Annotated in this window: 12 protein-coding genes; 10 read left to right on the top strand and 2 right to left on the bottom strand. The window is 62.4% G+C overall.

Annotated features, from left to right (window positions below; genetic code table 11):
- Window positions 1-146 precede the first annotated feature (146 nt).
- Complete coding sequence (locus EBS11_RS15670; protein ID WP_290604151.1) at window positions 147-2,831, top strand: TonB-dependent receptor; 2,685 nt, start codon at window positions 147-149, stop codon at window positions 2,829-2,831.
- An 84-nt stretch (window positions 2,832-2,915) separates the two neighbouring features.
- Here EBS11_RS15670 and EBS11_RS15665 read toward each other — a convergent pair whose 3' ends face one another.
- The gene (locus EBS11_RS15665) at window positions 2,916-3,056 is read right to left on the bottom strand and encodes a hypothetical protein (protein ID WP_290604149.1); all 141 of its coding nucleotides are present in this window, start codon (window positions 3,054-3,056) and stop codon (window positions 2,916-2,918) included.
- Window positions 3,057-3,216: 160 nt separating this feature from the next.
- On the opposite strand from EBS11_RS15665, the gene EBS11_RS15660 reads away from it, so the two are divergent.
- The 9 genes from EBS11_RS15660 (at window position 3,217) to EBS11_RS15620 (ending at window position 18,010) form a co-directional block, all read left to right on the top strand.
- On the top strand, window positions 3,217-3,501 hold the full coding sequence (locus tag EBS11_RS15660; RefSeq protein WP_290604147.1) for a hypothetical protein: 285 nt from the start codon (window positions 3,217-3,219) through the stop codon (window positions 3,499-3,501).
- A 44-nt stretch (window positions 3,502-3,545) separates the two neighbouring features.
- A complete protein-coding gene (locus EBS11_RS15655; protein ID WP_290604145.1) occupies window positions 3,546-4,436 on the top strand; it encodes a MurR/RpiR family transcriptional regulator in 891 nt (296 codons plus the stop codon).
- Window positions 4,437-4,521: 85 nt separating this feature from the next.
- Entirely contained in the window at window positions 4,522-5,844 is a 1,323-nt protein-coding gene (locus EBS11_RS15650; RefSeq protein ID WP_290604142.1) for an aspartate aminotransferase family protein, read from the top strand.
- Window positions 5,845-6,274: 430 nt separating this feature from the next.
- On the top strand, window positions 6,275-8,515 hold the full coding sequence (locus tag EBS11_RS15645) for a serine/threonine-protein kinase (protein ID WP_290604141.1): 2,241 nt from the start codon (window positions 6,275-6,277) through the stop codon (window positions 8,513-8,515).
- Window positions 8,512-9,081 carry a hypothetical protein gene (locus EBS11_RS15640; RefSeq protein ID WP_099420580.1) on the top strand — a complete coding sequence of 190 codons (570 nt, stop codon included), beginning with the start codon at window positions 8,512-8,514 and terminating at the stop codon, window positions 9,079-9,081. The genes EBS11_RS15645 and EBS11_RS15640 overlap by 4 nt, the downstream gene beginning before the upstream one ends.
- Before the next feature lie 791 nt (window positions 9,082-9,872).
- A complete protein-coding gene (locus EBS11_RS15635) occupies window positions 9,873-11,180 on the top strand; it encodes an HlyD family efflux transporter periplasmic adaptor subunit (protein WP_290604137.1) in 1,308 nt (435 codons plus the stop codon).
- Window positions 11,181-11,207: 27 nt separating this feature from the next.
- Window positions 11,208-13,343, top strand: a complete 2,136-nt coding sequence (locus EBS11_RS15630) for a peptidase domain-containing ABC transporter (RefSeq protein ID WP_290604135.1) — start codon at window positions 11,208-11,210, stop codon at window positions 13,341-13,343.
- A 936-nt stretch (window positions 13,344-14,279) separates the two neighbouring features.
- A complete protein-coding gene (gene mutS, locus EBS11_RS15625; RefSeq protein WP_290604133.1) occupies window positions 14,280-16,973 on the top strand; it encodes a DNA mismatch repair protein MutS in 2,694 nt (897 codons plus the stop codon).
- The gene (locus EBS11_RS15620) at window positions 16,970-18,010 is read left to right on the top strand and encodes a hypothetical protein (protein WP_290604131.1); all 1,041 of its coding nucleotides are present in this window, start codon (window positions 16,970-16,972) and stop codon (window positions 18,008-18,010) included. Before mutS ends, EBS11_RS15620 begins: the two co-directional genes overlap by 4 nt.
- A gap of 197 nt (window positions 18,011-18,207) precedes the next feature.
- Here EBS11_RS15620 and EBS11_RS15615 read toward each other — a convergent pair whose 3' ends face one another.
- A complete protein-coding gene (locus tag EBS11_RS15615) occupies window positions 18,208-18,753 on the bottom strand; it encodes a peptidylprolyl isomerase (protein ID WP_290604129.1) in 546 nt (181 codons plus the stop codon).
- Window positions 18,754-18,761: the final 8 nt, after the last annotated feature.

The raw sequence follows: 18,761 nt of genomic DNA, 5'->3' as shown, positions 1-18,761 counted from the left end.
GGGATACCGGAATTGATATTGACATCGCAAAAGAAGTGATTTGTGGGGCAAAGTCATTCCCCATACCATGATTCTTGAGCAAGTTTCAGCTCTGGCGGCCACTGCCGCAGCGTTCTCAACATAACTAAAATACAGGTGGAGACAAGATGAACCAATCGATAGCAACGGGCACCCCCACGTCCCGGCACAATACACGCTTGACCTTGAAGGCGACGGTGGCGGCACTGGCCGGTGCCGGCCTGCTGAGCAGCGCTTCCGTCTGGGCGCAGCAGGCTCCGGCCGTCGAACCCGCCACGGTGGAAAGCACGCAGGCCACGCAAGCGCAAGAGGCGCCGGCCGCAGCGACGGCTGACACGCCGGGCATGGCCGTGGTGGCCGTCACGGGCGTGCGCCGCGCCGCACAGAGCGCGCAGACGATCAAGAAGAACAACGACCAGGTGGTCGACTCCATCGTCGCCGATGAAATCGGCAAATTCCCCGACAAGAACGTCGCCGAAATCCTCGGCCGCGTGACGGGCGTGCAGGTGCGGCGCGAAGGCGGCGAAGCGGGCGGCGTCATCATCCGCGGCTTGCCCGGCGTGGTGACCCTGCTCAACGGCCGCGAGATGTTTACCTCGGTGGGCCGCAGCCTGTACCTGGCCGACATCCCGACGGCCATGCTGCAGCGCGTGGACGTGTATAAATCGCAGGGCGCCGACATGGTCGAAGGCGGCACGGCCGGCGTGATCGACGTGCGCACCAACCGCCCGTTCGACTTCAAGGGCTTCACCTCGTCGGTGAACACGCGCGTCGAGCACCGCGACAAGTCCGGCTCCACCGATCCCAATCTGAGCGGCATGGTCTCGAACCGCTGGAAGACTCAGTACGGCGAAATCGGCGCCCTGGTCGGCCTGTCCTACCAGCGCAGCAAATACTATGACGAGACGATCTGGAATGCCGAACCGGTGGTGCGTCCGGAAGCGGGCAACATCACGGGTCCCGATTCCGTCGGCATGATTCCCACCGTGGGCGACCGCAAGCGCTACGCCGCCAACGCCGCCTTCCAGTGGCGCCCGAACTCGCAGGTGGAAGTCTATGCGGAAGGCATGTCGACCCTGATCAAGCATGCCTTCGACAGCCAGTTCTTCGTCGGCGCGCTGCCATGGGGCCAGGACCCGGACATCACCCTGATCCCCGGCACCAACCAGGCCGGCACGGTGGGCAAGATCGATGGCCCATGGTCGCCGTTCACGCTCGGCTCGACCCAGGCGCGGCGCGACCGCTCGATCGGTTCGCAGGGCGCCATCGGCGCGCGCTGGGACGTCACGCCGCAACTGCGCGTAACCACGGAACTGGCGCGCACGGTCAGCAACTTCGAGCGTGAATTCCCCATCCTCGACTTCCTCGCCCATCCGACCAGCGTCATCGGCAGCACGAATGTCAACGGCGGGGCGCAGATCAGCTACCCCGGCTACAACATGGCCGATCCGAAGAACTACACCCTGCTCGGCTTCTACGATAACCACAGCCACGACGAAGGCAGCTCCACCGACTGGCGCGCGGACGCCACCTACGACATGGACAGCACGGGCTTCTTCCGTGAATTCTCCACGGGCGTGCGCATCGCCAAGCGCAAGGCCGAATCGATCCGCGAAAAGAACGTGCAGGGCGGCCTGTCCTCGCCCATCACCGCCGACAGCATTCCCGGCCTGGCCTGCACCTCGCACCAGAACACGGGCAACTTCGGCCTGCAAAGCTGGATCACGCCATGCCGCGACTTCATGCTCAACAACACGGCCCTGCTGCGCCAGCTGTTTACGGGCAGCAGCGAACGCAGCCCGGAAGATCCGCTGACGCACTTCCAGGACGTGGAAAAAACCAATGCCGTCTACGGCAAGGCGCGCATCGGCTTCGACCTGGGCCAGGTGCCGTTCGACGGCACCCTGGGCGTGCGCGTGGTGCAGACCAAGCAGGACCTGCAGGGCAATTCCTCGCAAAACGGCGTCATCTCGCCCGTGCGCGTGAATACCTCCGACACGGATGTCCTGCCCAGCATGACCTTGAAAGCCATGCTGCGCCAGGACCTGATCGGCCGCATGACGGCCGGCAAGGCGATCCAGCGCGCCAACTTCGCCGACTTCAATCCCGGCGTGACCCTGAGCCAGAGCCTGGACATGGTGCGCCCGACGGGCGGCGGCGGCAACCCGGACCTGAAGCCGGTGGAAGGCAAGAACCTGGACCTGGCCCTGGAATGGTATTTCGCGCAGACGGGTTCCGTCACGGCCACCGTGTTCCGCCACAACTTCAAGAACTACATCCTGTCCGGTTCGGCCAAGGAAACCTACAATGGCATCGAATACGACATCACGCGTCCGCGCAATACCTCGAAGGGCCACTTGCAGGGCATGGAGATGGCCTACCAGCAGTTCTACGACAAGCTGCCTGGCTGGCTGGGCGGCCTGGGCCTGCAGGCCAACGCCACCTACATGAAGGGGGAGCTGGAAGAAATGGATGGCAACTCGCATCCGTTCACGGGCATGTCGAAATGGTCGGCCAACGTCGTCGGCCTGTACGAGCAGGGCCCGTGGTCGGCGCGCCTGGCCTACAGCTGGCGCGACAAGTTCGTCGACGACTACAACTATCGCGGCAAGGGCATCCACCTGACCGTGGCACCGACGAAAACCCTGGACGCGTCGATCTCGTACAAGATCAATCCGACCATGACCGTCACGCTGGACGCCAACAATCTGCTCGACTCGACCTACCACGACTATCACGACTCGCCGGAGTATGTGCGCGACGTGCGCCGGTATGACAAGGTCGTCGGCCTGTCCCTGCGCTGGAGCCTGTAAAACCGGCCGGGATCTTGTTGCCGCGCCTCGGTTCATACTGACTTCGGCGCGGCGCCTGACCCTGGACGTTTTTGGCATGGGCAGTCACACCTGAGCAAACCGGCTGCGCGGCGCGCGTTGCCGCCGGCGAGGCTCACGGCACCAAAGTGCCGCTGTGCCTCCCGGCCGCACATCACTGCCGCGCGCGATGGCTTTGTCCGGCGTCGAAACGTCGTCGAGATTCATGATTTTTTCTTCCTTGCGAGGGTTTTCAGCGCCAGCCGGCAACGGTTGGCGTTTTTTTTGCCTTGTGACATCTCTTCGCCATGGGAATTGATTTAGCGCAAGATGGGAAAGCGCATGCCTTTTATGCTGTCAGCTCGACCATCCAGACCGGCGACAGCACATGCGCGATGCACGGCCCATCGATGCCCAATTATTCCAGCCCGACATTCCCATGCGGCTGGACATGCGCACGGCGGCGCTGGTGGAGCATGCACTGGCCCTGCAGGAAATGGCCGGCACGGGTGCCGCCGCCCTGTTCCTGCACTGCCACGACGTGCCGCTGGCCACCGCCTTGCGCGTGCTGACGACGGGGCCGCGCCGCAAACCGGCCGGGCCGCACCTGTTTGCCCGCCTGCGTCCGCGCACGGCGGCCCTGGCGCCAGGCTTGCCGCTACCGGTGCGCTGACGAATCCTGTACCATCGCCGCAACGTATTGAATGAGGCACGGCGATGCAGGCAGCGACACCCCCCGATAACCATGCGGCATTGATGGCCCTGATCAAGGCGCGCTTTGCCGAACTGAGCCCGCAATTCCAGGCCGGCGCGCGCTACCTGGCCGACCATCCGGACGAGGTGGCCGTGTCCTCCATGCGCAGCATCGCCACGCGGGCCCGGGTGCAGTCGGCCGCCCTCGTGCGCCTGGCGCAGCAGCTGGGCTTTGCCGGCTGGCCGGAGCTGAAAGCCATCTTCGTCGCGCGCCTGCGCGCTGGGCCGAGCGGTTATGCGGAAAAGGCCGGCGCGCTCGCCGGCAAGGAGGGAAAAGAACGCGACCTCATCGCCGACGTCTTCACGGTGCAGCAGCGCAACCTGGCCGCCACGGAAAGCGCCAGCCACGCCGCCCTGGATGCGGCCGCCAGCCTGCTGCAGGCGGCGCCCCGCGTGCACGTGGCCGGCTTTCGCGCCGCCCACCCCATCGCCTACACCCTGCATTACCTGTACCGGCTGCTGCGTCCCAGCGTGCAGTTGCTGAGCGGCCAGGGCGGCACCCTGGAAATGGACTTGCGCGCCCTGCAGGCGGGCGAAGCCGTCGTCGTCATCAGCTTCGCGCCGTATTCCAGCGAAGCGCTGCTGGTGGCGCAGGCGGCGCGCCAGGCCGGTTGCCGGCTTGTCGCCATCAGCGACAGCGCCATCTCGCCGCTGGCCCTGCAGGCCGACGCCAGCATCGTCATCGCCGTCGACAGCCCCTCGTTCTTCCCTTCCATCGTGGCCGGCATCGCCGCCGTCGAAAGCCTGGCGGAATTGCTCGTGGCGCGCGCCGGGCCGGACGCCGTGCACGCCATCGGCGCGGCGGAAAGTCAGTTGCGGGCACTGGGAGCCTATGCAAAACATCAAATGATGTAAATTAAAATCAAATACATCAAATGTTGCATCGAGACGCGGCGCGTCCTATAATCGGCCTTCCCCTTGCCGATATGAAAGCGATGCCATGAGCCATGTCTTCCACCGCAGCCTGACCGCCAGCTACCCTGTCGCCGTCGGTGGCGACGGTCCCTACCTGATCGATGCCGACGGCAAGCGCTACCTGGACGCCTGCGGCGGTGCCGCCGTCTCCTGCCTCGGCCATTCGGATGCGGCCGTGATCGCCGCCGTGCAGCAGCAGATTGCCACGATGGCCTACGCGCACAGTTCCTTCTTTAGCAGCGCGCCGATGGAAGAACTGGCCGATTTTCTCGTCGCCCGGGCGCCTGCCGGCATCGACAGCGTGTATTTCGTCTCGGGCGGCTCGGAAGCCGTGGAAAGCGCCTTGAAGATGGCGCGCCAGTACTTCGTCGAGCGGGGCCAGCCGCAGCGCCGCCACGTCATCGCCCGCCGCCAGAGCTATCACGGCAACACCCTGGGCGCCCTGGCCACGGGCGGCAACGCCTGGCGCCGCCAGCAGTTCGAACCGCTGCTGATCGACGTCACCCACGTGTCGCCCTGCTACGCCTGGCGCGATCAGGCGCCCCATGAAACGGATGGCGACTACGTGGCGCGCCTGGGCCGGGAACTGGAAGACAACATTGCCGCACTGGGTGCGGACAACGTCATGGCCTTCATCGCCGAACCCGTCGTCGGCGCCACGGCCGGCGCCCTGCCCGCCGTCGCCGGCTATTTTGCGCGCATGCGCGAGATCTGCCAGCGCCACGGCATCCTCCTGATCCTCGACGAAGTCATGTGCGGCATGGGCCGCACGGGCAGCCTGTTCGCCTGCGAGCAGGAAGGCATCACGGCCGACCTCATCTGCATCGCCAAGGGCCTGGGCGCCGGCTACCAGCCCATCGGCGCCGTGATGGTGTCGCAGGACATCCGCGACACTATCCGCGCCGGCACGGGCTTCTTCCAGCACGGCCACACGTATATCGGTCACGCCACGGCCTGCGCCGCCGCCCTGGCCGTGCAGCGGCAGATCGAGGAACGCGGTTTGCTGGCCAACGTGCGCGCCATGGGCGACTTGCTGAAAGAGCGCCTGCAGCAGCGCTTCGGCGCGCACCCGCACGTGGGCGACATCCGCGGCCGCGGCCTGTTCCTCGGCCTGGAACTGGTGCAGGAGCGCGCCAGCAAGCAACCCTTCGACCCGGCCCGCCGCCTGCACGCGCGCATCAAGACGCGTGCCATGCAGGCCGGACTGATGTGCTACCCCATGGGCGGCACCATCGACGGCCTGCACGGCGACCACATCCTGCTGGCGCCGCCCTACATCATCGACGCCAGCCATGTCAATGAGATCGTCGACAAGCTGGGTACGGCCATCGACGTTTGCGTGGGCTGACTCCACCCGCAATTGCCTGTCGTGGACATCCGGCTGCCTCACAGCCGGCCCTGCATTCGCTCCCCCGTCCAGGACGCCCGCCCCGCAGCCGCCATGGCGACCGGGATCAGGCAAGCGGACCACTTTCTTGTCGTCATCCGACTGTGCAGCGCAGCCCCTCGCGCTCGGTCGGCGTTCCTACGGCCCTCCCGCACGTCACGGGCGCCGGGCAGGCGTTCCTGGGCACACCATCCGCCCCCATGCCGCACAAACGCCCAAGCCCTCTCGTCCGCCATTTTTGTTCACTCCTTGCCAATATTAATTGACTTATTCGAAACAATCGTTTTAAATCAGGAAGTTACTCAAAATCAATCATCTTGCGCACGCAGCCATCGCCTTCCCCTATGCCGATGCCTGATGCCCACGCTGATGCACTCTGAAGCCAAGGTATATGGAACTGCTCGACTCCCTGCGTCAGCCCTCGTTGCAAGACGGCACTATCAGCGGTCACTATGAAGTGCGCCGCTTGCTGGGCGAAGGCGGTTTCGGCCATGTGTTCGAGGCCTGGGATGCCAAGCTGTGCCGCAGCGTGGCGCTTAAGCGCCTGAAGCCGCAAGCCGACGTGCTGCATCCGGAAAAACTCATCAATGAAGCGCGCCTGGCCGCCTCGCTCAGGCATGCGGCCTTCGTGCGCATCTTCGCCATCGAGGGCCAGGGCACGGGCCAGTCCATCGTCATGGAATTGGTGGAAGGCCAGACCCTGGGGCAGTTCATGCACGGCGGCAAGGCCGACCTGCACGCCGCGCTCGACATCGCTTACCAGATCGCCGACGCCATGGACGAGGCGCACGCCATGGATCTCGTGCATGGCGACCTGAAACCGTCGAACCTGATGCTGGAAGCGAATGGCAAGGTGCGCATCCTCGATTTCGGCCTGGCGCGCCACATGGACCCGCAAGCCACGCAAACGACGACCCTGTGCGACTTGCAGGGCACGATCGCCTACATGGCGCCCGAGCGCCTGATGGGCCGCCTGCCCGACACGCGCGGCGACGTGTATGCCTTGGGTGCCATGCTGTACGAAATGCTGGCCGGCCAGCGCCACTTCGCCCACCTGAACGGCCTGGCCCTGGCCGCCGCCCACATGCAGGCAACGGAGCCGTGGCCCGACCTGCCGGAAACGGTGCCGCCCGCCATCAACGCCCTCGTGCGCGCGATGACGGCGCACGACCCGGCCGAACGGCCGCGCACCATGCGCGACGTACGCGAGGCGATCGGGGCGCAGCGCGGGGAACCGCTCACCTTGGCCACGCCCCTTGCTAACGCGACGCCCGCGAAGGAAGAACCGCCCGCCAGCGTCTCCATCCGCCTGCCCCTGCCCCGCAAGCGCACGCTGAAATGGGGCGCGGGTGTGGCACTGCTGGCGGTGCTGGCGGGATGGCAACTGCCCAACATCATTCCTGCCGTCAAATCGTTCGTCACGGGAGAAAAAGCACCCGCACCGTATTCGGAAATGGCCAGCATGGCGGCGGGGATGGAAGCGTTGCGGGTGTATGATCGGGATAGTAGCCAAGAGCAGGCAATCGAACATTTCAGTACGGTACTCAAGCACAACCCTGACAGTGCTGCAGCCTCAGCAGGTTTATCACTGGCTTCAACCCTGCGCTATAGCGGTAATGGCCGGGATGATACATGGCTGCAGCGTGCCGATGCCAGTGCACAACAAGCGCTGGCGTTGGATAATCAATTGGCTCTAGCCCATGTTGCACATGCGCATGTACTTGAGTTTCAGGGAAAGCAAGATCAGGCGCTAACTGCAATCGCCACAGCATTAAACCTGGACCCACACAATCTCCTCGGTTTGGGCACCAAAGCACGCCTACTCATCCGCGCACAAAAATTTGACTTGGCCAAGCAGGTACTTGACATTGCTACTGCTCTATACCCAAAAGAACGCCTGTTCCCTTTACTACTTGGCACTTCGCTGTATCAGCAAGCCGACTATTCCGGCGCAGAACTGGCGTTTCGCAAAAGCATAGAGCTTGATCCCCAGTCTGTAAATGCCTACGCATATCTGAATGCTGTACTCTTGCGTCAAAACCGCAATGATGAAGCCTTGCGTATATTGCAACAGGGCTTGCAGTTTCAGCCGAATTGGGAGCTTTATACCAATCTGGGAACTTCTTTGTTTGCCAAAGGCGACTATCTTGGCGCCATACAGGCATTTGAAAAAGCAGTGTCCTCAAGCAAAGGGAACCCTGGCACTTATCAACTGTGGGCTAATCTTGCAGATGCACAACGTTGGATACCAGCACAGGCTGAAGCATCACGCCGGTCTTACCTGCGCGCCATCGAACTGCTCTCCCCAATTTTGACAAGAATGCCCGACGACGCCACCGTTAACTCGCGGATGGCCTTGTATTTAGCCTATGCGGGAACAAAAAAAGAAGCATTGAACAAGGTGCAGAAAGCCCTTGCCATCGCCCCTCATCTACCCGATATTCAATTCCGGGCGGCATTGACGTACGAGTTATCCGGTAACCGTGATGCGGCCATGGCTGCGGTACTAGAAGCCGCCAGGCTAGGCTATCCTCTCAATCTGATCGAAACAGCTCCCGATCTATTGAACTTCAGGCGAGATGCTCGCTACCAGCAATTTATTATCAATATGAAAAGAGATCGTAAAATATGACACCTGTCAGCCCTTGGATGAAATTATCCGTACATTTTGACGTAGACCAGATCACCAACCAACTCGACTATAGTTTCACTTCCTGCGATGGTACGGCAGATCCACGCCATGGCCCTTACATGGGCGGCGTGCACTTCCAGCAAGGTCAGCATGTCTACCTCGACGTCACTTGCTGCGGCTCCAAGGAGAGCGGTTTCACATCGTTCCAGATCGTCGATTGCTGCATTATTACAGTTCCACAACTGACGCAAATCGGACCGAATGTCCCGACGGTCTATGCCCCCCCATCGCCATTCTTGCAAGCCGTCGGCGCCACCTATAACTTCCCGCTAGACTTCGAAGCCGAGGTGTTGCTGGGTGAGTCGGAAAACACGGCTCTGCCGCCATTGCGCCGCATACGCCAGCAATGGAAGCATAGTCTCGATGTGGGTTACGCAACGGGCCGCTGGGAACTATCCTTCGTTATCACCGTACGCATCATGCGCGGCGAAAGCGTGCAACCAGAACTGCGCGTCTTTTCCTTTGACCCTGAAAGCTCAGTAGGTGGATCGATCGGCCTAGGCTAATCCTGCAATGCATAGCGACGTCGTCATCGGTGTGCACCATGCTCCTGAACTTCATGAATTAACTTTCAACATTAAGATGAATAGCATGCAAGAATTAAACACACACGAAATCGAAGTAGTATCCGGTAGAAACATTCCTGAAAGCTCGTTCGGAGATTCATGGGGTTTGGGTTGATATTATCCAGCGCGAGCAATTTCCCATATGCATCAATCCACATAAAAACAACGTAATCAGCGAGGCTACAATATGCAAGAATTAGAAATCCATGAAATCGAAGTAGTATCCGGTGGGAACATGCCGGAAAGCTCGGTTGGCGGAACCACCACCCTGTAAAGTGGCTCCAGCAAGGCAGCACTTTGCTGCCGCAAGCTAGACTTCTATCCAGAGCCGCTCCGATATTTACCGGCGTGGCTCTTGTTTTATCACCTGGCAACAATGGCGAGAAGCTGCATCTGCGGCTGGAAGGAAACTCTTGCACTAGCACCTGCCACAATAAATCTATGCTTTTTTTTAACAATTGCTTTACGATGTTTTTTCAAAAAACGTAAATCTTATGACATTACCAAGGAGAAGAGCATGCAAGAATTAAACACGAACGAAATCGACGCAGTGGCAGGCGGCCCGCTGCCGGAAAGCTCTGTTGGCGGCTCCAGCGGCTTGTAAAGCCGAGGCCGAAGCCATACGCTCTGCAATCCCATGCTCAGGCAGATAACTGCGCTGGCGAACCGCAAGCCTGCCCATACCACGGCTGTCGTTATGACAGCCCTCATTCCCTGAAAAGTCCATCATCTTGCGTGATCAACCCAGCGTCCCTGCTGCCGCCACCAGCCGTGCCCCGCCCGTCCAGCCCCTGTTTCGCCAGCAAGCCATCGAGCATCTGGGCAATAAACAATACGGTACGGTATTGCTGGCGCGGCCCGTCAGCCATCTGTTCCTGACCTGGCTGTTCCTCGCCATCGCGCTGACCATCGTCGCTTTCTTCCTCTTCTTCAGCACCACGCGCAAGGCGCAATCGCAGGGCGTACTGTTGCCCACCAGCGGCGTGATCCGCGTCATGCCGGGCCAGGCGGGAATCATTGCCGCAGTGCGCGTCAAGGAGGGGCAGGCGGTGCGCGCGGGCGAGGTACTGTTCGTGCTGTCGGGCGAGCGCAGCAGCGCCAATGCGGGGGCGCCCCAGCAAGTCGTCTCGACCCTGCTGAAAAGCCGGCGCGACAGCTATGACGCGGAAATGCAGCAGTCGCGCCTGCAGGCGCGCCAGCGCATGGCGGCGGGCCAGCGCCGCGCCATCGACCTGGCGGCGGAAATCGGCCGCATGGACGATCAAATTTCATTGCAACAGCGCCGCATCACCCTGGAGGAACAATCGTACCAGCGCTACAGCGACCTGCACGCTACCCATTACATCTCGTCGGCGCAGCTGCAGGATAAGCAGGCCGAACTGCTGGACCAGCACCAGCGCCTGGCGGAATTGCAGCGTATCAAGTCGGCCAGCCAGCGCGACCTCGCCACCACGCAAGCGGACGTGCGCGACTTGCAGGTGCAGGCGCAGCGCGATACGCAAGACTTGCAGCGCAATGCAACGGAGATCGAGCAGGAACTCACCGAAAACGAAGCGCGCCGCGAAATCCTCGTGCGCGCGGCGCAGGACGGCATGGTCACGGCCATCACCACCGAGCTGGGCCAGACCGTGGCAGCCAACAGCGTGCTGGCCTCCGTGCTGCCGCAAGGCGCCCAGCTGGAGGCGGAAATCTATGCGCCGTCGCGCTCGGTCGGCTTCATCAAGCCTGGCATGACAGTGCTGCTGCGCTACCAGGCGTATCCGTACCAGAAATTCGGCCAGTATCCGGCGCTGGTACGCGAAGTGGCCAGCACCTCGCTGCGGCCCGAAGAGCTGGCGGTGCCGGGCGCCGTCAGCGGTACCGGCAATGAACCCTTGTACCGCATTCGCTTGAGCTTGCAGCGCCAGAGCGTGCAGGCGTATGGCGAAACCCTGCCCCTGAAGTCGGGCATGCTGGTCGACGCCAGCGTGCTGCTGGAACAGCGGCGCCTGTATGAATGGGTGCTTGAACCCCTGTTCAGCATTTCCGGGCGCCTGTAAGCCCCACATTGATCTTCCCCAATACTCATGCATCTTCCTGATCTCGCCCACCTGTCCTTCTGGCGCAGCCAGCGCCTGCCCGTCCTGCTGCAAACGGAAGCGGCCGAATGTGGCCTGGCCTGTTTGTCGATGGTGGCCAGCTACTGGGGCCACCAATCCGATATTTCCAGCATGCGCCGGCGCTTTTCCGTGTCCTTGAAAGGCGTGACTTTAAAAGGGTTGATGGCCATGGCACAGGGACTGGCCCTGCATGCGCGTCCCTTGAAACTCGACATGCAGCATTTGCCCGAGCTGAAACTGCCGGCCATCCTGCATTGGGACTTGAACCATTTTGTCGTGCTCAAATCCGTCTCCGGCAGCCATGCCGTGATCCACGACCCGGCCGTGGGCGAGCGCCGCCTGGCGTTGGCGGAAGTGGCGAAACACTTTACGGGCGTGGCGCTGGAACTGACGCCCACCGCCGAATTCAAGAAGGCCGAGGAAAAGCAGCAGTTTTCGCTGCTCTCGCTGATGGGCCGCGTGGTGGGTCTGAAGCGCGGGCTGCTGCAATTGCTGGTGCTGGGCCTGGCCCTGCAGGTATGCGCGCTGGTGGCGCCCTTCTACATGCAGTGGCTGGTCGATGAAGCCTTACTGGCCGCCGACCGCGACCTGATCACGGTGCTTGGCTGTGGCTTCCTGCTGCTGGTGCTGGTGCAGACGGCCATCGGCGCCGTGCGTTCCTGGATCACCACGGTGCTGGCCACGAATCTGAATTTACAATGGCTGGGCAACGCTTTCGCCCACTTGCTGAAGCTGCCGCTGCCGTATTTCGAGAAGCGCCACACGGGCGACATCGTCTCGCGCTTCAATTCCATCCAGACCATGCAGCGCAGCCTGACGACGCAATTCGTCGAAGGTGCCATCGACGGCGTGCTGGTGCTGGCCACCCTGGGCATGATGCTGGTCTACAGCCCTTTGCTGGCGGGCGTGGCCTGCATTGCCGTGCTGCTGTACGTGTTGCTGCGCTGGGTCCTGTTCAAGGCCATGCGCGAGGCGACGGCCGAGCAGATCATCCATGCCGCCAAACAACAAACGCACTTCCTGGAATCCGTGCGCGGCATCCAGAGCATCCGCCTGTTCGGCCGCGCCGCCGAGCGCCGCGCCAGTTGGACCAACGCGCTGGCCGACCAGTTCAATGCCGACCTGCGCATCGCCAAGTTATCGGTGTCCTACCAGACCGCCAATACCCTGCTGTTCAGCGCCGAGCGGGTGATCGTCATCTGGATGGCGGCGCTGGCCGTGCTGGATAACCGTTTTTCGGTCGGCATGCTGTTCGCCTTCGTCAGCTACAAGGACCAGTTCAGCCAGCGCATGGCCAGCCTGGTCGACAAACTGTTTGAATTGCGCATGCTGCGCCTGCATGGCGAGCGCGTCGCAGACATCGTCCTGACGGACGCGGAAGCCGATGGCAGCGACGTCGAGGTGGACATGGACGACATTTCGCCATCGATCGAGATCCGCAACCTCACCTTCCGCTACGCCGCCAGCGAACCCTATGTATTGAGCGGCCTCAATTTGCACATTCCCGCCGGCCAGTGCATCGCCATCACCGGCCCATCCGGCTGCGGCAAGACGACACTCATGAAATTGCTATTGGGCTTGCTGGAACCGACTGAAGGCGAAATCCTCGTCGGCGGTATCAAGCTGGGCAGCCTGGGCTTGGCGAACTACCGGCAATTGCTGGGCACGGTCATGCAGGAAGACACCCTGTTTGCCGGCTCCATCGCCGACAACATCAGCTTTTTTGCCCCCTCACCCAATTACCAGCAGGTGCAGGCTTGCGCGCACCTGGCAGCCGTGCATGCGGAAATCGCCGCCATGCCGATGGCCTTCAATACCCTGGTGGGCGACATCGGCAGCGGCCTGTCCGGCGGCCAGAAACAGCGCATCCTGCTGGCCCGTGCACTGTATAAAAACCCGAAACTGCTGGTGCTCGACGAAGCGACCAGCCACCTGGATACGCACAACGAGCAAGCCGTCAATGCGGCGATCCGGAAAATCCCCCTCACGCGCGTGATCGTCGCGCACCGCCCGGAAACCATCGCCATGGCGCAAAGGGTAGTCGTGCTTCGGCAGGGAAATATTGTGCAGGATGTGATGCAGGAAACGCAGGCAGCCGTATAAGTCTTGGCATGTTGCAATAAATGTTTTACGATAGATTTGGTTTGCAATTTCGCAAGTCTTAATTGTGAGGTGATAGCGATGCAAGAATTAAACGGCAGTGAAATCGAGGAAGTCTCTGGCGGGCTGATGCCGGAAAGCTCGGTCGGCGGCAACGGCAGCTTGTAAGAGATGACACGCCGATAGCCATCGGTGCGGCTTGTTAGTTTTAATCCTGAAAACTGAGATAGATACCATGCAAGAATTAAACGTCAACGAAATCGAGGAAGTATCGGGCGGCTTGCTGCCGGAAGCATCGGTGGGTGGCTCCATCGATATGTAATCCGTACGGGTACATAAAGACCCTGCCATGCATCCGATCGGTGCGACTTTTTCATCTTAATCTTCAAAACTGAGGTCAATACCATGCAAGAATTAAACATCAACGAAATCGAAGAAGTCTCTGGCGGCTTGATGCCGGAAGGCTCGGTGGGAGGCACGTTCGGCCTGGGCTAGGAATGTACCTGCAGATACTGGTGCGCTACCCAATGCCACCGACATACATCCACGTTGCGCCGATATTCATCGGTGCGGCTTGTCAGTCTTAATCTTGAAAACTGAGGTAAATGCCATGCAAGAATTGAACAGCAACGAAATCGAGGAAGTGTCTGGCGGCTTGATGCCGGAAAGCTCGGTGGGCGGCGATACAACGTTATAACATTTCTACTCGACGTTGCCATTCAACAGCGGATTACGTCCGTGAGCACATAAAGCCGCGCCACCTCCTCCGGCGCGGCTTTTTCACACCCGCACGCAATACGCCGCCCCGCCCGCCGAAAGCGGTAAAATGACGGCCTTAACCCGAGCTGCGCCCACTGGTGCGGCCTGGCACGCATACAGCACCACCCACAGCCCGGCAGGCATGCGTTTTCCTGCCGCCGGACCAACGACAAAGAACACATGACCACCGTCCCAAAAGAAATCAACGCCGCCGCGGCAAAGAAGAATTCGGCTGAAAAGCTCACGCCCATGATGCAACAATATATGGGCATCAAGGAAAACCACCCGACGATGCTGGTGTTTTACCGCATGGGCGATTTCTACGAGCTGTTTTTCGAGGATGCGGAAAAAGCGTCGCGCCTGCTGGGCATTACCCTGACGGCGCGCGGCGTGGCCAGCGGCAACCCGATTAAAATGTGCGGCGTGCCGTTTCATTCGCTGGACGGCTACCTGGCCAAGCTGGTCAAGCTGGGCGAGTCGGTGGCCATCTGCGAACAGATCGGCGACCCGGCCACCAGCAAGGGTCCGGTCGAGCGCAAGGTCATGCGCGTCGTCACGCCCGGCACCCTGACGGATGCGGACCTGCTGCCCGAGAAGGCCGAGCGCCCGCTGCTGGCCATGTGCAGCATCACGCAGCGCAAGACGGTGACCACGGGCCTGGCCTGGCTGTCGCTGGCCAGCGGCGCCTTGAAACTGATGGAGTTTTCCGGCGACAGCGCCACCGTGGCCGTGCGATTGCAGCAGGAGCTAGAGCGCATCGTGCCGGCGGAAATCCTCAGCGGCGACAATGGCAGCCTGTTCGACGATTATGCGGGCACGCACATCAACCGCGTGCCGGACTGGCATTTCGACGTGGTGGGCGGCCACAAGGCCCTGCTCGACCAGCTGGGCGTGGCGACCTTGACGGGCTTTGGCGCCGATGGCCTGGGCGCCGCGTTCGGCGCGGCCGGCGCGCTGCTGCGCTATGCGCAATCGACGCAGGGACGGGGCTTGCAGCACGTGCGCTCGCTGACAACCGAGACGGAAAGCGAATTCATCGGCCTGGATGCGGCCACGCGACGCAACCTGGAACTGACGGAAACCATCCGCGGCCAGGAGTCGCCCACCTTGTTCTCGCTGCTGGATCATTGCCGCACCGCCATGGGTTCGCGCATGCTGCGCCACTGGCTGCACCATGCGCGGCGCGACCAGAAGGTGGCCCGCGCACGCCATGAAGCCATCGCCGCGCTGGCGCAAAGCGAAGCGGCGGGGCCGCTGGCCGCCACCCTGGCGCAAGTGCCCGACATTGAACGCATCACCACGCGCATCGCCCTGCTGTCGGCCCGTCCGCGCGACCTGGCCGCCCTGCGCGACGGCTTGCTGCAACTGCCGGCCCTGCGCGGCGACGTGGTGCGCTGCTATGGCCATGGCCAGGGCGGCGAAAGCGGCTTGCTGGCCGCCATCCATACTGCCCTGGCGACGCCGATGGCCTGCCTGGACTTGCTGGTGCGCGCCGTGGCGCAGGAACCGGCCGCCATGGTGCGCGACGGCGGCGTGTTCGCCACCGGCTTCGACGCGGAACTGGACGAACTGCGCGCCCTGTCGGAAAACGCGGGCCAGTTCCTGCTCGACCTGGAAACGCGCGAACGGGCGCGCACGGGCATCGCCAACCTGCGCGTCGAATACAACAAGGTGCATGGCTTCTACATCGAAGTCACGCACGGCCAGACGGACAAGGTGCCGGACGACTACCGCCGCCGCCAGACCCTGAAAAACGCCGAGCGCTACATCACGCCGGAACTCAAGGTGTTCGAAGACAAGGCCCTGTCGGCGCAGGACAAGGCCCTCGTGCGCGAAAAACTGCTGTACGACCTGCTGCTGGCCGACCTGGCGCCGCACATCGGCACTTTGCAGACGATTGCGCAGGGCCTGGCCCAGCTCGACACCCTGAATGCGCTGACGGAACATGCGCAGCAGCACAACTGGGCTGCGCCGCAACTGGTCGACGAGCCGTGCATCAACATCGTCGAAGGCCGCCACCCGGTGGTGGAAAAGCAGATCGAGCGCTTCATCGCCAACGACTGCCGCTTCGTCAACGAGCGCCGGCTGCTGCTGATCACGGGCCCGAACATGGGCGGTAAATCGACCTTCATGCGCCAGGTGGCCCTGATCACCCTGCTGGCCTACGTGGGCAGCTACGTGCCGGCCGCTTCCGCGACGATCGGCCCCATCGACCGCATCTTCACGCGCATCGGCGCCACCGACGACCTGGCGGGCGGACGCTCGACCTTCATGGTGGAAATGACGGAATCGGCCGCCATCCTGAACGGCGCCACCGAGCACTCCCTGGTGCTGATGGATGAAGTTGGCCGCGGCACGTCCACCTTCGACGGCCTGGCCCTGGCCTGGGCCATCGCGCGCCACCTGATCGATACCAGCCGTAGTTTCACCCTGTTTGCCACGCACTACTTTGAGCTGACGCAACTGCCGGACAGTCATCCGAGCGCCGCCAACGTGCATTTGTCCGCCGTCGAACACAAGGACAGCATCGTCTTCCTGCACGCCGTGCAGGCCGGCCCCGCCTCGCAAAGCTACGGCTTGCAGGTGGCGCAGCTGGCCGGCGTGCCGCAGCCCGTGATCAAGGCGGCGCGCAAGCACCTGGCGCGCCTGGAAGCGCAGGCGCTCGACGCCACGCCGCAGCGCGACCTGTTCGCCATGCCGGCCGCCGATCCGTATGCGCAAGAGGACGAAGAAGAGGCGGCAGCGCCGCTGGCCGCGCTGAACGCGGCGCAGCAAGCCTTGCTCGACGCCATCGCCGACCTCGATCCGGATGCGCTCACGCCGCGCGATGCGCTGGAACAGCTGTACCAGTTGAAACGGCTGGCCGCCGCATGACGCTCCGGCGCAGCATCGCTCGCCTGCCCCTGCTGGCAGCCGGCCTGCTGGCCGCCAGCCTGGCGTGGCCAGGGGCGCTGGCCGCCCCTGGCGACCAGGCCGGCTTCGAGTTTGCCGTGCTGGGCCACTCCTTCAAGGCGGGGCCGGACGACGCGCCCCTGAAAAAGGCCATCGCCGAGACGAGCGCCTTCAATGCCGCCTTCGTCGTGGCGACGGGCATCAAGGCCGCCAGCGAGTCGTGCAGCGACAAGCTGTATGGCCAGCGCAAGGATTTGCTGGATGCCAGCGCCCCGCCGCTGATCGTCTCGCTGTCGGCCAGCGACTGGGCCAGCTGCCGCAATTCGCGCGGCCGCATCAACGCCATCGAACGCCTGAACCGCCTGCGCGACGTGTATTTTGCGGATGACCAGAGCCTGGGCCAGCGCAAGCTGACCCTGTCGCGATTGTCGTCGACGGCAAAATTCCGCAGCTATGCGGAAAATGCCCACTGGGAATACGGCGGCGTGCTGTTTGCCACCGTCAACTTGCCCGCGAACAACAACCACTTCCTGCCGGAAGCGGGCCGCAACAGCGAATTCGAAGACCGTCTCGTGGCCAACCGTTCCTGGCTGCAGCGCTTGTTCGCCATGGCGCAGCGCAAGCAGCTCGACGGCATCGTGCTGTTTTCCGATGGCGACGTGGGCGTGCTGGACGACGACGACAGTTCGCTGCTGCCCAGCTTCAGCTCGAAACAGGATGGCTTTGCCGGACCGCGCAAGCAGATCCGCACCCTGGCGAAGAAATTCAGCGGCAAGGTATTGCTGGTCGATACGGGCGGCATCGAAACGGAGGGCAAGGACGGCAAGGGCAAGAAAGCCGCCGCCAGGAGCGAGGGGCCGAAAATCCGCTGGAAAGGCAACTTGGGCCACGTCAGCATCGACAGCGACTGGTCCGCCATCGCCGTGCGTCCCGGAAAGACGCCGCTATTTGAGGTGCGTCAACGGGCCAGCCGGCCCTCGACGCAGGCACGGGCCAGGGCGTCGACGCTGCGCCGATAAACGTGCGCCGCAATCAATAAAGGCTGACGCAAAGCCAGCCTTTATCCAAGCAACAACAGGCGTCACGACGCCTGACAAAACCGCCACGAGCGGCAGTGCTTTGTAGCCGAGCAGCCCAACCGTACTGGAGTACGGGGCGCCGGGCCGGTGAGCATCGCCGGCCGCAACACGCGCCGCGCAGCAGGTTTGCTCAGGTATTAATGAATAGGATGGGTGCGGAAGTGGTCGCCCTCTTCGCCTTCATCATCTTCATCGCCATGGTCGTGGCCATGCGCGCCATGTACGTGGCCATGGGCGATTTCTTCGTCGGTGGCTGCGCGCACGTCGGCAACGGTCAGCGAGAAGCGCAGCGCGATGCCGGCCAGCGGATGGTTGCCGTCCAGCACGACTTTGTCGTCGGCGATATCGGTCACGGTGAAGATCATCGCTTCTTCGTCCGTCGAATCGCTTTCCGGCATGCCTTCGAACTGCATGCCCACTTCCAGCGGTTCCGGCAGGCGGTTGCGCGGCTCGACCTTGACCAGGGCGGGATCGTATTCACCGAAAGCATCATCCGGTTCGATCTGGATCGTGTTGGAATAGCCAACTTCCTTGCCGTCGAGCTCTTCTTCGATCTTCGGCAGGGTGTTTTCATAATCACCGTGCAGGTAGACCATCGGCTGGCGGCCATCTTCGATCAGATTGTCTTGCGCGTCTGACAGTTTGTAGTTGACAGTCACGACCGTATTCTTGGCAATCTTCATTATGCTTC

The sequence above is a fragment of the Janthinobacterium sp. genome, from assembly GCF_009923995.1.
Lineage (GTDB): Bacteria > Pseudomonadota > Gammaproteobacteria > Burkholderiales > Burkholderiaceae_D > Janthinobacterium.
The sequence above is the reverse complement of the archived record's forward strand: the minus strand, read 5'-3'. Positions and strand labels throughout refer to the sequence as shown.